Source organism: Mucilaginibacter sp. GW821-FHT07H05, assembly GCF_059418485.1.
The window spans coordinates 129,191-144,731 of sequence record NZ_JBWKPY010000004.1 but is presented as its reverse complement, the minus strand read 5'-3'; the positions used below and the strand labels follow the sequence as shown (position 1 = coordinate 144,731).

Below are 15,541 nucleotides of genomic sequence, written 5' to 3'. Positions count from 1 at the left end.
TCATGAAGAACTATTGTTATATCGTAATAGGCTTACTTTCTCTGTCGCTTTGTTCCCGCATATCTGCGCAAACAAAGGCAACGGCGTTTAACCCGGGCGCCATATGGCCCGATAATAATGGCATACATATTAACGCGCATGGCGGCGGGCTGCTTTATCAAAAGGGTACCTATTACTGGTTTGGCGAGCATAAAATTGCAGGCGGCGCCGGTAATCGCGCTATGGTTGGTGTGCATTGTTACTCATCAAAAGATCTGTATAACTGGAAAGACGAGGGAGTTGCCTTGCCGGTATCGGCCGATTCTACCAACGATATTGCCAAGGGGTGTATCCTGGAGAGACCTAAAGTGATCTATAACGCCAAAACTAAAAAATATGTGATGTGGTTTCACCTGGAACTGAAAGGGCAGGGTTACAAAGCCGCCCGGACAGGGCTTGCTACTGCCAGTAAAGTGACGGGGCCGTACACCTTCATTAAAAGCTATCGCCCTAATGCAGGCTTCATGCCTTTCTATCCGGAAGGTACAGCCGAAAGCGAAAAGGTAAACTGCGCCAACCCAGCCACTAAAAGCGACGGCTTTTTTTGCCGCGACCTGCCCGGAGGCCAAATGGCCAGGGATATGAATTTGTTTGTTGACGATGATGGCAAAGCTTATCACATCTTCTCGGCCGAGGAGAATTTTACATTGGATATAGCCGAATTAAATGCCGATTATACCGGGCACACCGGCAAATATGCAAGGGTGTACGCCGGTCATCAAACCGAGGCCCCGGCTATATTTAAACGCAATGGCATTTATTATATGGTTGGTTCGGGTACTACGGGCTGGGCGCCAAACCCGGCAAGGTGGTTCACCGCTAAATCTATTTACGGGCCATGGACTTATCGTGGTAACCCCTGCCAGGGTGCGGGTGCCGAGATCACTTTTGGCGGGCAAAGTACCTATGTGCTGCCCATTGCCGGGAAAAAAGACGCCTTTATTTTTATGGCCGATAAATGGACACCGAAAGATGCTATTGATGGCCGATACCTGTGGCTGCCCATCAGGTTTAAGGGCGATGATATGGAGATCAGTTGGTTAGAGCAATGGGATTTAAATGTATTTGATAAATAATGATGAATAGAACTATCCGGATTTTTATTGTGCTGCTGCTTTGCAACCTCGCGGTTAAAGCACAGGATAACTTAATTAATAATGTTTTTAACAGGCAGGCCGTAAGCCTGAATGGTACCTGGCAATATATTGTAGACCCGTACGAAACCGGGTTTTACGATTATCGCTACAAAGAACTGAACGAGAAGAACGGCGATGCTTACTGGAATACGGATATCCCAGCCAATAAAACCGAAAAAAAGGAGCATGGTTACAATGCCAAATACAGCATTCAAGTACCCGGCGACTGGAACCATCAAAAACCTGAATTTTTATTTTACGAAGGCACGGTATGGTATAAACGATCGTTCGACTTTCATAAAACCGGTGCCAATAGTAAGTTTTACCTGTATTTCGGAGCGGTAAATTACCGTGCCGATGTTTACCTGAACGGAAAAAAACTGGGGATGCATAAGGGCGGTTTCACCCCCTTTAACTTTGAAGTACCGGCATCTTTGCTGAAAGAGACGGGCAACTTTTTAGTGGTGAAGGTAGATAATAAACGCTACGCCGATGAAGTGCCTACCCTTAATACCGATTGGTGGAACTATGGCGGCATTACCCGCGATGTAAAGCTGCTGGAGTTACCGGCTACCTTTATACAGGATTTTGTAGTCCAGCTTAAAAAGCCAACACCCGGGCAAGTTCCTGCTAAAGAGGCTGAGGTGGAAGGTTGGGTGAAACTGAGCGGTGTGCCAACTGCCGGGGAAATGATCACTATTGAGATCCCCGAACTAAAGTTTAAAAAACAGATCAGCGCATCAGCTCAAAATACGGCCCTTAGTTTTAAGCTAAAAGGCGCGCAATTATGGTCGCCGCAAAATCCTAAGCTTTACCAGGTAATTGTAAGTACTAAAACCGATAAAACAACCGATAAAATAGGTTTCCGTACTATTGAGGCTTTCGGCAAACAGGTATTACTGAACGGCAAGCCCATTTTTATGCGCGGCATCTGTATCCACGGCGAAATACCGCAGGAGGTTAGGCGCGCTTACACTAAAGCCGATGCCGAACAGCTATTGCATCAGGCAAAGGATCTGGGTTGTAATATGGTCCGCCTGGCCCATTACCCGCACGATGAAAGCATGACCCGCCTGGCCGATTCGCTGGGGATTTTGGTATGGTCGGAGATCCCGGTGTACTGGACCATCAATTTTGGCAGTAAAGAAGTATTGGATAAAGCCAAGGCACAGTTGCAGGAAATGATAGCGCGCGATCATAACCGCGCCAGCATTATTATCTGGTCGGTTGGGAACGAAACCCCCGTTAGCCAAACCCGTACCGATTTTATGCACAGCCTGATCACCCGCGCAAAGGAGCTGGATAATACACGTATGGTATCCGCCGCTTTAGAGGTGAACTATGGTTCTTTAAAAAACGAAAACGTGGTTGACGATCCCTTAGGCGAATTTGTAGATTTGGTTGCCTTTAACGAATACCTGGGCTGGTATGGCGGTTTGCCCGATAAATGCCGTACAACCAACTGGAGCACCCCATACAACAAACCCCTGTTTATCAGCGAAACCGGCGCCGAGGGCAAAAGCGGTTTCCATGCCGATTCACTAACCCGCTTTGGCGAGGAATTTCAGGAATGGTATTTTAAGGAGCAGGTAGATATGCTGAAGCGGATGCCCGATAATTATGTAGGCATCTCGCCCTGGGTACTGGCCGATTTCCGCTCGCCTAAACGCAATAATCCGTTGTACCAGGAAGGCTGGAACCGTAAAGGGTTTTATAGCGATAAAGGCGTAAAAAAGAAAGCCTTTTATATCTTGCAAGCATATTACAAACAAATGGAAGCTAATCCACCAATTAAAAAATAATGAAATATAAATTATCTCTTTTAGCAGGCCTGATGCTGGCCTTGTTTATCCAGGTTAAAGCCCAAAAAGCAACGCATACCTTTGGTTATAGCGATACCGCTTTTGTATTGGATGGTAAACCATTCCAGATGATCTCCGGCGAGATGCACTATCCCCGCATCCCGCGCGAAGCCTGGCGCGCCCGCATGAAAATGGCCAAAGCCATGGGCTTGAATACCGTAGGTACCTACGTATTCTGGAACCTGCACGAACCGCAAAAAGGCAAGTTTGATTTCAGCGGAAATAACGATGTGGCCGAATTTGTAAAAATAGCTAAAGAAGAGGGCCTGTGGGTGATCCTGCGCCCAAGTCCGTACGTATGTGCCGAATGGGAGTTTGGCGGCTATCCGTACTGGCTGCAAAACGAAAAAGGTTTGGTGGTGCGCAGCAAGGAAGCGCAGTACCTAAAGGAATACGAAACCTATATTAAAGAAATAGGTAAGCAACTGGCCCCCCTGCAAATTAACCACGGCGGCAACATCCTGATGGTGCAGATTGAGAACGAATACGGATCGTACGGAAGTGATAAAGAATACCTGGATATTAACCGTAAGCTGTTTATTGAGGCCGGTTTTGATGGATTGCTTTATACCTGCGACCCTGCCGGTGATGTAGCCAAGGGGCATTTACCCGGTTTATTACCTGCGGCTAATGGTATTGACGATCCCGCCAAGGTGAAAAAACTGATCCGCGATAATCACGATGGTAAAGGGCCTTTTTATATTGCCGAATGGTACCCGGCTTGGTTTGATTGGTGGGGAACGCCGCACCATACCGTACCTGCCGAAAAGTATACATCTAAGTTAGACGGCGTACTGGCTGCCGGTATCTCCATTAATATGTACATGTTTCATGGCGGTACTACCCGTGGGTTTATGAATGGCGCCAACTATAAAGATGGCACCCCGTACGAGCCGCAGATCAGCAGTTATGATTATGATGCGCCCTTAGATGAGGCTGGTAATGCTACCCCTAAATTTATGGCATTCAGAAGCGTGATAGAAAAACACCTGCCAAAGAGTGTGCACCTGCCTGCTGTGCCTGCCGCTAAGCCAACTATACAGATCCCCGAATTTACACTCCGCCAAAGCGGAAGCATCCTGGCAAATTTGCCCGCGCCTAAAGTAAATGCCAGTCCGCTTACTTTTGAAGACCTAAACCAGGATTACGGCTTTGTTTTATACCGTACTACTTTAAAAGATGCTAAAAGCGGTTTATTAAAGCTAAAGGAGCTAAGGGATTACGCCGTTGTAATGATCAATGGAAAAACTGTTGGCGCGCTGGACAGGCGCCTGAAGCAGGACAGCCTGGATATCACTCTACCTAAAGGGACCGTAACCCTGGATATACTGGTGGAAAACATGGGCCGCATTAACTTCGGTAAATACCTGCTGCAGAACAAAAAGGGCATCACCGAAAAGGTACTGTTAAATAATAAAGAACTAAGCGGCTGGAAAATGTACAGCTTGCCGTTTGCCAGCATCTCAGGTATCAAATATCAACCCGCTAAAACCGTTACTACCCCGGTTATTAAAAAAGGAACTTTTAACCTGACCACCGTTGCAGATACTTACCTGGATATGCGCAAATGGGGCAAAGGTTTAGTTTGGGTAAACGGCCATAATTTAGGTAAATACTGGAGCATCGGTCCGCAGCAAACCCTGTACCTGCCTGCCGAATGGCTGAAAAAAGGCGCTAACCAGGTAGTGGTTTTAGAATTGCTGAAACCTGAACAAAGCAAGCTATCAAGCCTTAATAAGGCTATCCTGAATTAGCAAAACGTAATATCTCCCGATTGTATAAATCAGGCGTATCAATAAAGGAAGCGGATAAAAATATTTATCCGCTTTTTTTGTTCCGGAAACGGCGTAGTAATGAGCAATAATTATATCATCATGCAAGTTCTGCGCATTGCCCCGGATCAACCGGCATACCTGCAAATATGCACATCCGCGCATCTTTACGTATCTTCGTATAAATACAATGAATATCTATGTCTAAAAAGAAACATAATTCTTCGTTTAAAACGGTCCTCACGCAAATGGTGCTGGATGTTTTTGAGAAGAATGGAAATGAACCAATGAACTACAAGCAGATCTCTGCTGCACTAAATATACGCGAGGACGACGGGCGCCAAACCATACTCGAAATATTAAAGGATGGCGCTTTTGACCATTCCATGAAGGAAATTGCCCCCGGCAAATATCAACTGGCCGAACTGAAGACCTTTATTGAAGGTAAAGTTGACCTGACCAATGATGGTTCGGCCTTTATTGTGACGGACGACCCCGCCGAAACCGACATTTTTGTTGCCCCCCGTAAGTTGCGTAACGCCCTAAACGGCGACCGTGTAAAGGTTTACGTTTATGCCAAAAGTAAGGGCAAGCGTAAGGAAGGCGAGTTAATAGAGATTATCAAGCGGGCCAAAACCGAGTTTACCGGCATTGTGAAGCTATCAGAACGCTTCGCGTTTTTTGTACCGGACGACCGTAAGATGATGCACGATATTTTTATCCCCATCAGCGATTTGAACGGGGCCAAAAACGGCATAAAGGCCGTAGCCGAAATTACCGACTGGCCGCCTGAAGCAAAAAATCCGATAGGCCGCATTAAACAAGTGCTGGGTGTGCAGGGCGAGAATGATACCGAAATGAACGCCATCCTGGCCGAATACGGTTTCCCGACTGCTTTCCCAAAAGAGGTGGAAGAGGAATCGGAAGCCATACCTGATGTGATCAGTGAAGCTGAAATTGCCAAACGCCGCGATTTCCGTAAGATCCTGACCATAACGATTGACCCTTTTGATGCCAAGGATTTTGACGATGCCATATCGTTCCGTGTGCTGGATAACGGCAACTACGAGGTGGGCGTGCATATAGCCGATGTGGCGCATTACATCATACCTGATTCTGCTTTGGATAAGGAAGCTTTTGATAGGGCTACTTCGGTTTATTTGGTAGACCGCGTGATTCCGATGCTACCGGAAAGATTATCCAACGGATTATGTTCACTGCGCCCTAAAGAAGATAAGCTTTGCTTTGCCGCCGTGTTTGAACTGGATGAGCAGGCCCATGTAATTAACGAATGGTACGGCAAAACCGTGATCCACTCCGACCGCCGCTTTGCTTACGAAGAGGTGCAGGAGATTATCGAGGCTAAGGAAGGCGAATACAGCGAAGAGATCTTAAAACTGAACGCGCTGGCTTATAAACTGCGCGATGCCAAATTTAAAAACGGCGCCATCAGCTTTGAAACCACCGAGGTGAAATTTAAGCTGGATGAAAAGGGCAAACCTGTTGGCGTTTATGTAAAGGAACGCAAGGACGCCCATAAACTGATTGAAGACTTTATGCTGCTGGCCAACCGCAAGGTGGCCGAATATGTGAGCAAACTGGGCAAAGGCAAGCACAAATACACCTTTGTTTACCGCGCGCACGATTCACCTAACCCCGAAACACTGGGCAACTTCGCACAGTTTGCTGCCCGGTTTGGGTATAAGATCAATATGAAATCGGACAGGGAAATTGCCAAATCGCTTAACTTTTTGATGAACGATGTAGAGGGCAAAAAAGAACAGAACGTACTGACGCACCTGGCTATCCGTAGTATGGCTAAGGCTATTTATACCACCAAAAGCAGCAGCCACTACGGCCTGGCGTTTGATCATTATACCCACTTTACATCGCCTATACGCCGTTACCCGGATGTGATGGTGCACCGATTATTATTCCACTATTTAAACGGCGGACAAAGCGCCAATGCCGAACATTACGAAAAATTGTGTTCGCACAGTTCGGCCATGGAAAAAAAGGCATCAGATGCGGAGCGCGCTTCTATCAAATACAAACAGGCTGAATACCTGAAAGATAATGTGGGCAGTATTTTCAGCGGCATTATTTCGGGCGTTACCGAATGGGGTATGTATGTAGAGATCATTGAAAATAAATGCGAGGGTATGATACGCCTGCGCGATATTAGTGACGATTTTTATACCTTAGACGAGAAAAATTACGCCATTATCGGTCAGCGTAAAAAGAAGGTTTACCAGTTGGGCGATGAGGTGCGCATTAAAGTAAAGAATGTGGATCTTACCAAAAAACAAATAGACTTTTCTTTAGTGCAGGATTGATGAACAAAAAACAAATGTCATTGCGAGCGATAGCGCGGCAATCTCGTAGTATGTTTATCAAACTACGAGATTGCCACGTCGCCTCATCGCTTTAACCGAAGGCCGCTCCTCGCAATGACATAATTTTATAATGAAAGAACTACACGAATTACAAACTATTATACTCGGCGCGGTTGATGAGTTACACTACCCAACGCAACCGCCCGACTTATACGAACCCATTAGCTACATCCTTTCTTTAGGCGGTAAGCGCCTGCGCCCGGCTTTATTGCTGATGGCCTGTGATGTTTTTGGCGGCGATGTAAACAAGGCCGTTAAGGCAGCGCTGGCTATAGAGGTGTTCCATAACTTCACGCTGATGCATGATGATATTATGGATAAAGCCCCACTGCGCCGCGGCCAAATTACCGTGCACGAACGCTGGAACCAAAACGTAGCCATCCTGTCGGGTGATGCGATGATGGTAGAGGCCAACAAACTGATGCTGCAGGTAGAGGATAACATACTGCGTAAGGTGATGGATATTTTTAACGATACCGCCACCGGTGTTTGCGAAGGCCAGCAGTTTGATATGAGCTTTGAAAGCCGCGACCGCGTATCGGCTGATGAATACATCAACATGATACGCCTGAAAACGGCTGTACTATTAGGCGGGGCTTTAAAAATAGGCGCGCTTATAGGCGGGGCTAATGAAAAAGATGCCAGCCTAATCTATACCTTCGGCGAGCAGTTAGGCATTGCCTTTCAGTTGCAGGATGATATTTTAGATGTATACGGCGACCCGGATAAATTTGGCAAACAGGTAGGCGGGGATATCATCTCTAACAAAAAAACTTACCTGCTGATCAAAGCGCTGGAATTGGCACAGGACGGTACAGCTGCCGAACTGCAGCATTGGATAAGTAATGAACAATCTGGTCACCCGGATAAGGTAGCAGCCGTTACCGGTATTTACAACCGGCTTTACATCCGCGAGGAAGCTGAACAAGCGATGCAAACGTATGCCACCAAAGCTTTTACAGCGCTGGATAGCATCAACCTGCCGGATACCCATAAGCAATACCTGCGCGGCTTTGCAGATAGTTTATTGGTGCGCGAATATTAAAATACTGCCCATTTCGGGATGGAGATAACTGCTTTAAGCAGCGCGTCGCAATAGCTTTTTTACATGGTTAAGGGGGCGTTATTGCTTCGCGTCTTATAGAAATGAACAAATTGCTGAATTTTACTATTTTTGAAGTTCACTATTACATGCAATACCCCCGCAAATGAAGATCAACTGCCTGTCCATCATTATTCCCGCTTATAACGAGGGGAATACCATTCACCTCATCCTTAACAAAATTAAAGGCGTTGAACTGGTTGACGGTATCCAAAAGGAGATCATCATTGTAAACGATTGCTCTACCGACCATACCGGGCAGGCTATTGAAAGTTACCGGCAGGCTAATCCCGATGTAAATATTAAGTATTTTACCCATGAGGTTAACCAGGGCAAAGGGGCCGCCTTGCATACCGGGATACAAAAGGCAACCGGCGAGTACCTGGTGATACAGGATGCCGACTTGGAATACGACCCGACCGAGTATAACGACCTGCTGAAACCCGTTTGCGCCGGCTTTGCCGATGTGGTTTACGGTTCGCGCTTTATGGGCGCCAACCCGCACCGGATCCTGTTTTTTTGGCATACTATAGGTAACCGCTGGTTAACGTTTGCAGCCAATATGTTTGCCAACTTAAACTTAACCGATATGGAAACCTGCTATAAGCTGTTCAATACAAAAATGATACAGGGTACCAGGCTTTGTGAAAAGCGTTTTGGTTTTGAACCCGAGGTGACCATTAAAATTGCCCGCATCCCTAAGATCAGGATCTATGAGGTAGGCATATCCTACTACGGCCGTACGTATGATGAAGGCAAGAAAATAGGCTGGAAAGATGGTGTAAGGGCGATTTACTGTATTTTGAAGTACGGGATGCTCGGCAGAGATTAGTTAATTAGAGATTAGTTCGGCTTTACTCTTTGCATTTGATAAGCCTAATCTTTAATTAACTAATCTCTAATCTTTAACCCTCACTTCCCAATCATCACCCCCGGCTTATTTAAAATAGGCAGCTTGATGAAGTTAGATTCCACAATGCTTTCGGGAAGGAAAATGAATTTTTTATCGAAGATCTCGCGGCCGATATAATAGCTAAGCCAGTACTCATTGCTCAGGCCGAAGGTTTGCTCGTCTATCGGTTCAATCAGTTTGTAAGTGCCGCCCTCTATCAGCGGAAACATGTGGCGCAGGGTGGATGTTTTTACCTGCTCGCCATCCTTTTCGCCATAGCCCTTGCTGGTGATCAGTACATTCTCAATCGGTTGGTTCTTTAGGTTAATGAGGTAAACGTACCAGGTTTTAAACTCTATGTTTTCCTTCTCCAGCGCAACCGCTACTGCTATATCTTCTACTATATTTTCGGGGAGGTCTTTTTTCATTCGTATTAGAGATTAGTTAATCAGTGATTGGAGATTAGTTGAATAGAGCGTTCTAAACCTAATCTCTAATTAACTAATCTCTAATCACTAACCTATTTCTTCTTCGGCGCGGCTTTCTTTTTAGCCGGCGCTTTCTTAGCCGCCGGTTTTTTGGCTGCTGCTGTTGCAGCCTTGGGCGCGGCTTTACCAAAGCGGCCTTTTTTGGCATCTTTAGGTGTAGCATCGGCCAGCGCCTTGCATTCGGCATAGGTTAGCGTCAGCGGGTCTTTATCCTTAGGGATCTTCACGTTCAGTTTTTCAAACTCAATGTATGGTCCCCAGCGGCCGTTCAGTATTTTAACGTCGGGGTTTTCATCAAACGCCTTAATCAACCGCTCAGCATCACGCTTACGTTTGGCCTCAATCAGTTCTATAGCCTGTTCTTCGGTAACGTCCAGCGGGTCAATCTCTTTTGGCAGCGAAACAAAGGCGCTGTTATGGCGGATGTAGGGGCCAAACTTACCAATGGCTACCGTCATGTCCTTATCTTCGTAAATACCCACCTTTTTAGGCAGTTTAAACAACTCTAAGGCTTCGGCCAGGGTAATGGTCTCTATCATCTGTCCGGCCCGCAAACTGGCGTATAATGGCTTCTCGTCGCCCTCTTCGGTGGCGTTATCGCCAACCTGCACAAAGGGGCCGTAGCGGCCAATCCGTACCGACACCTTTTTGCCGCTTTCGGGGTGTACACCCAAATCGCGTTCACCGGTAGCCTTATCGGCTGTTTTTAAAGTATTCTCTACCTCTAAATGGAATGGCTGGTAGAACTTGCGGATCATGTCCGTCCATTCTTCCAAGCCCTGAGCAATCTCGTCAAACTGTTTTTCAACCCCGGCGGTAAAATGGAAATCCACAATGCCCTTAAAATATTGCACCAGGAAATCGTTCACTACGGCGCCAATATCGGTTGGGAAAAGTTTATTACGTTCGGCGCCGGTATTTTCGGTGCGTTCTTCTTTCTTAATGTTACGGTCTTTCAGCGTCAGCACACGGAAGCTGCGGGTACGGCCTTCGCGCTCTTCCTTTACTACATAGCCACGGTTTTGTATGGTGGAAATGGTAGGGGCGTAGGTAGACGGGCGGCCGATGCCTAATTCTTCCAGTTTCTTTACCAAGCTGGCCTCGGTATAACGTGCCGGCGGGCGCGAATAACGCTCCATGGCAACCATTTCCTGCATAGCCAATACCTGGCCTATAGTTAGTGGCGGCAGCATCGCGTTATCCTCATCGGGTTGCGCGTCGTCCTCATCATCGCTCGATTCGAGGTATACTTTCAAAAAGCCGTCAAACTTCATTACCTCGCCGTTGGCTACCAGTTCCTCTTTACGGGTTGATATGCCGATTTTGGCGGTGGTTTTTTCAAACTGCGCCTCACTCATCTGCGATGCGATGGCGCGTTTCCAGATCAGTTCGTATAAACGTTTCTCGGAGTTATCACCGTCAACCGTATGCACATCAAAATAAGTAGGGCGGATAGCCTCGTGGGCTTCCTGCGCGCTGGCCGATTTGGTTTTGTATTTGCGCATCTGGTGATATTTTTCACCATAGGCCGATACAATTTGCGCCTGCGCGGCATTTATAGCGGTATCTGATAAGTTAACCGAATCGGTACGCATATAGGTGATCTTACCGCTCTCGTACAGTTTTTGTGCTACCTGCATCGTGCGCGATACCGAGAAACCCAGCTTGCGACTGGCCTCCTGCTGCAAAGTTGAGGTAGTGAACGGCGCGGCAGGCGAACGCTTCAGTGGCCTGGTCTCTAACGAATTAACTTTAAAGGTAGCATCCGTGCAATCGGTCAAAAACTTTTCGGCATCTTCCTGTTTGCTGTAGCGTTCGGCTAATTCGGCTTTAAAGGCTTCGCGGCCCTTGCCAAATGTGGCAGCTATGCGGAAGGCGGCCTCGGGTGTAAATTTATTAATCTCACGCTCGCGGTCTACTATCAGCCTAACGGCTACCGATTGTACCCGGCCTGCGGATAGCGATGGTTTAACTTTTTTCCAAAGTACGGGTGAAAGCTCAAAACCTACCAGCCTGTCCAGTACCCGGCGTGCCTGTTGGGCATACACCAGGTTATAATCTATTTTGCGTGGATTTTCTATCGCCCGCATAATGGCCGGCTTAGTAATCTCGTGAAATACAATGCGTTTGGTAGTGGCGTCTTTTAGTCCCAAAGTTTCAAATAAGTGCCAGGAGATGGCTTCACCCTCCCGGTCCTCGTCCGATGCCAGCCAAACCATGTCGGCTTCCTTGGCTAATTTCTTTAACTCGCTTACTACCTGCTTTTTATCAGCAGGTACTTCGTACTTCTGCTCAAAATTATGGGCAATATCAATGGCGTCATCACTCTTGATCAAATCGCGGATATGGCCGTAACTCGACTTTACAGTAAAGTCTTTTCCGAGATATCCCTCGATGGTTTTGGCCTTGGCCGGTGATTCGACAATGAGTAAATTTTTCGCCATTAATTAATTATTTTCTGCAAATAAAATAGAAAGATGTGGATTAGCAAATTTGTTTGCCCCTTTAATTTTATAAATCCCGCTATCGCGTGGCATAAAACGCCGTGTATTTGTAATGATTTTTTACTGGAGAAGCACTATACCTGGTGCCTTATTCGGGATGATTTGAAAAGCACGGTAGTGCTGTTATTAACGTTTGTTCCTGCTATCCGTTACAACTCCTCATTACGCTGCGCTGCATTCCGGGGTTTCCACTACTATCAGGTTTATGTTGAGCGGTTGTGCAAGATGGTGTTTGTGGGGACACAAAACACCGGGGGTAAGAACTAATCTCTAATCAACCAATCTCCAATCACTGTGCGCAGCACCCTACATCAAAAACCCGCCGCCCAGCAAATCATTGCCTTCGTAAAACACAGCCGATTGGCCCGGGGCAATACCCGATGCGGCGTGGTCAAATTCTACCTTCATGTATTCGCCCATTTGTACAATGGTGCTTTCGGCGCCGGCATCCTTATAGCGTATTTTGGTTACGGCCTGCATAGGCAGGTTAATGTTTTCGTATTTCACCAGGTTAAGGTTGCGTACCCAGGCTTCGCGTTTTTCCAGCTCTTCCTGCGTGCCTAAAACTACGGTATTGGTATCTGGGTTAATTTTGGTGACGAACATGGGTTTGCCCAAAGCAATGCCCAAACCTTTGCGCTGACCGATAGTATAGAACGGATATCCCTGGTGCTGGCCCACAACGGTGCCGTCTGTCAGTATAAACGAGCCGCTGCCTACCCGTGCGTCCAGATCCTGTACCTTATGCCTTAAAAAGGCGCGGTAATCGTTATCTGGCACAAAGCAAATCTCGTAGCTCTCGCTTTTATTAGCCAAATCAAACTGACCCATATCTAAAGCCATCTGGCGTATATCCGGTTTACTAAAACTCCCCAAAGGAAATTTAGTGCGCGCCAGGTTTTGCTGCGATACGCCCCAAAGCACGTATGATTGGTCTTTATTTTCGTCTTTACCTTTTGATATCACATAACGGCCGCTATCCTGTAAACGGATGTTGGCGTAATGGCCGGTGGCTATAAATTCGCAATCCAGTTTATCGGCGCGTTTAAGCAGGGCTTCCCATTTAATGTGCGTGTTGCATAGTACGCAGGGGTTAGGTGTGCGGCCGGCCAGGTATTCGTCAACAAAATTATCGATCACAAAATCGCCAAACTCATCGCGGATATCCAGGATATAATGCGGGAAGCCATAACCCACGGCCAAGGCGCGCGCGTCGTTAATACTATCCAAACTGCAGCAACCGGTTTCTTTAGAGCTACCACCGCTTGAGGCATAATCCCACGTTTTCATGGTAAGGCCAATAACTTCGTACCCTTGCTCATGCAACATTACCGCGGCAACCGAGCTGTCAACCCCGCCGCTCATGGCTACTAATATCCGTCCGTGTTTGCTCATCAGACTGCAAAGGTAATAATTAGTGATTAGTTAATTGGTTGATTAGTGATTAGTTGCTTTATAATGACGATTACGGTGGGGATAAGTTGACCTATCCGGATATCGGCTCAGCTGATTCTGTATTATAATTGACCAGGGCTTCCTGCGGCTTGGTTTTGCCATTTCTTGATTAGTACGAAGCAATGCCAGGGAGGCTGGCGGTAATAGAAAAGTTATTGTATATGCAGCTTGCGCCCGCGTAGGTCGGAAGAAGGCAATCAGAAAAATACATTAGGAGTATAGTTAAGGAACACGCCACAGGCGTACGCCAGCAACAGAGGGTTCGTGGTTGCGAAAATACAAGATGGAATGAACGCGGCATGCCAGTTGGTGATTATTAAAGTCAACTTTTTGTTAAAATAAAAATGTTTTTTAGATTAGAGGATTAAACCAAACAATAACCTTGTCTAATATTTATCAACCGCGCGTGGTTATGTCAATCCACGGCTACTTATCAAAAGGAAAATGGCAGAATCAACTTGCTGAAGTTTTGAGCTTAGAGGGCTTAAAATGTGCATCGTTTAAGTACGGTGTTAAAGTTTTCGGTATTTTCCCTTTTAATTACTCTACTGATATTGATAAATTTAGAGATTGGTACTTTAGTATCATCCATGATCGCAGATATGAGTTGGATATAAAAAAGCCTTTTTATCGACCTTGTATTATGGCACACAGTTTAGGTACCTACCTACTGGTGCTTGCCTTGGAAAAATATCCTGAAATAAAGTTTGATAAAATTTTTTTGTTTGGCTCTATCATTCCTGAGGATTTTGATTGGTATAAATTGATTTTAAATGATCAAGTCGATAGTGTTATTTATGAAAAGGCAATAAGTGACTCCATTGTTCCTTTTTCGTTCCTTTTGACCCGTTCCGGCCGGCCAAGCGGCACTAATGGTTTTTTGCAAAAATCCAGTTTTATCCGGGAAAAAGCCCAATCGAAATTCGGTCATTCAGATTTTCAATATAGTGACCATTATCATAATACCATTAGTGATCTGCTTTGGGAGACACCACATCAGATAAAAATTGTTCATGGAAGAAGCTTAGAAGAACGGCAGATATTGAAAATCTTTAAGCAAACTTTCAATATAGACATGTCGGTTTATGACGAAGCTTATAAACAAAGTTCTATCTCAATGGAATCTGGATTAAATTGGTTTAAAATCGAACCAGATATTTGGTCATTCGCCAAGCATATTTTTAATGATAGTGTTTTAGGCTATATAAATGCAGTGCCTGTTGATGATCAGACATTTGCAGATTTTATATGCGGAAAAATCACTGAGACAGATATTAAATCTAATCAAGTCATTAGCTATGATAATTGCAAAGATTATAATTTGTTAATACTATCTGTAGCTATAAAAAAGTTTGATGATGATGATGATTTGGCACCACCGGCTAAAAAGATACTTGAAATGTTACTAATGTCATTTATCCATAAAATTATTTTATTGTTTCAAAATGGAGTTCACCTTAAAAGATTTGCAGGACTTGGGTATACTATTGAAGGGGAAAAGCTGTGTAAAGGATTTGGTATGGAGTCTACCTTCACCGACGCTGATGGGCATAACTTGTATGTTATGGATTTGACAAAGTTGCGCCAAATGGATCGGTCAATCGGCAATTTTATGTGCCGATGGTGGTATAAAGACTTACTCAAGTATGTTTAGATTTAGCTTGATGCCCCAAACTGGCGCGATGCAGCGCAAGACTAAGTTGGGCGTATTCGTGGCTTATTTGCTATAATTAAATTAAAGATTTTCATACAGGCAAAGATACTTACGACGGCAAGCGAATTTTCATCAGTAATAATTAGGCGCCGCTCATTTGCATGTAATTACCACAAGAAACGGGTTGCGAAAAAAAACAATTTCACATTAATTTTCCGTATATTTATATTTCTGATAATCA

At 45.6% G+C, this 15,541-nt stretch carries 10 protein-coding genes; 7 read left to right on the top strand and 3 right to left on the bottom strand.

What is annotated here, in order from left to right; genetic code table 11:
• The first annotated feature begins 2 nt into the window (after window positions 1-2).
• The 6 genes from AC07M6_RS11810 to AC07M6_RS11785 all read left to right on the top strand — a co-directional run bounded on the left by AC07M6_RS11810 (window position 3) and on the right by AC07M6_RS11785 (window position 9,139).
• Window positions 3-1,115: a glycoside hydrolase family 43 protein gene (locus AC07M6_RS11810; protein ID WP_494889605.1), complete on the top strand. Its 1,113-nt coding sequence runs from the start codon at window positions 3-5 to the stop codon at window positions 1,113-1,115.
• Window positions 1,115-2,977, top strand: a complete 1,863-nt coding sequence (locus AC07M6_RS11805) for a glycoside hydrolase family 2 protein (protein WP_494889603.1) — start codon at window positions 1,115-1,117, stop codon at window positions 2,975-2,977. Before AC07M6_RS11810 ends, AC07M6_RS11805 begins: the two co-directional genes overlap by 1 nt.
• Window positions 2,977-4,791: a glycoside hydrolase family 35 protein gene (locus AC07M6_RS11800; RefSeq protein WP_494889601.1), complete on the top strand. Its 1,815-nt coding sequence runs from the start codon at window positions 2,977-2,979 to the stop codon at window positions 4,789-4,791. The genes AC07M6_RS11805 and AC07M6_RS11800 overlap by 1 nt, the downstream gene beginning before the upstream one ends.
• 218 nt (window positions 4,792-5,009) lie before the next feature.
• The gene (rnr, locus tag AC07M6_RS11795) at window positions 5,010-7,145 is read left to right on the top strand and encodes a ribonuclease R (protein WP_494889599.1); all 2,136 of its coding nucleotides are present in this window, start codon (window positions 5,010-5,012) and stop codon (window positions 7,143-7,145) included.
• Window positions 7,146-7,275: 130 nt separating this feature from the next.
• Window positions 7,276-8,250, top strand: a complete 975-nt coding sequence (locus AC07M6_RS11790; RefSeq protein ID WP_494889597.1) for a polyprenyl synthetase family protein — start codon at window positions 7,276-7,278, stop codon at window positions 8,248-8,250.
• A gap of 163 nt (window positions 8,251-8,413) precedes the next feature.
• Complete coding sequence (locus AC07M6_RS11785) at window positions 8,414-9,139, top strand: glycosyltransferase family 2 protein (RefSeq protein ID WP_494889595.1); 726 nt, start codon at window positions 8,414-8,416, stop codon at window positions 9,137-9,139.
• Window positions 9,140-9,219: 80 nt separating this feature from the next.
• Here the strand turns inward: AC07M6_RS11785 and AC07M6_RS11780 are convergent, their stop codons facing one another.
• The 3 genes from AC07M6_RS11780 to mnmA form a co-directional block, all read right to left on the bottom strand.
• Window positions 9,220-9,627, bottom strand: coding sequence for a hypothetical protein (locus AC07M6_RS11780; protein ID WP_494889593.1), 408 nt, complete (start codon window positions 9,625-9,627; stop codon window positions 9,220-9,222).
• Between the two features lie 92 nt (window positions 9,628-9,719).
• A complete protein-coding gene (topA, locus tag AC07M6_RS11775; RefSeq protein WP_494889591.1) occupies window positions 9,720-12,131 on the bottom strand; it encodes a type I DNA topoisomerase in 2,412 nt (803 codons plus the stop codon).
• A 366-nt stretch (window positions 12,132-12,497) separates the two neighbouring features.
• Window positions 12,498-13,586, bottom strand: coding sequence for a tRNA 2-thiouridine(34) synthase MnmA (gene mnmA / locus AC07M6_RS11770; RefSeq protein ID WP_494889589.1), 1,089 nt, complete (start codon window positions 13,584-13,586; stop codon window positions 12,498-12,500).
• Between the two features lie 442 nt (window positions 13,587-14,028).
• Between mnmA and AC07M6_RS11765 the strand changes: the two genes are divergently transcribed.
• The gene (locus AC07M6_RS11765) at window positions 14,029-15,300 is read left to right on the top strand and encodes a hypothetical protein (protein ID WP_494889587.1); all 1,272 of its coding nucleotides are present in this window, start codon (window positions 14,029-14,031) and stop codon (window positions 15,298-15,300) included.
• The last annotated feature ends 241 nt before the right edge of the window (window positions 15,301-15,541 follow it).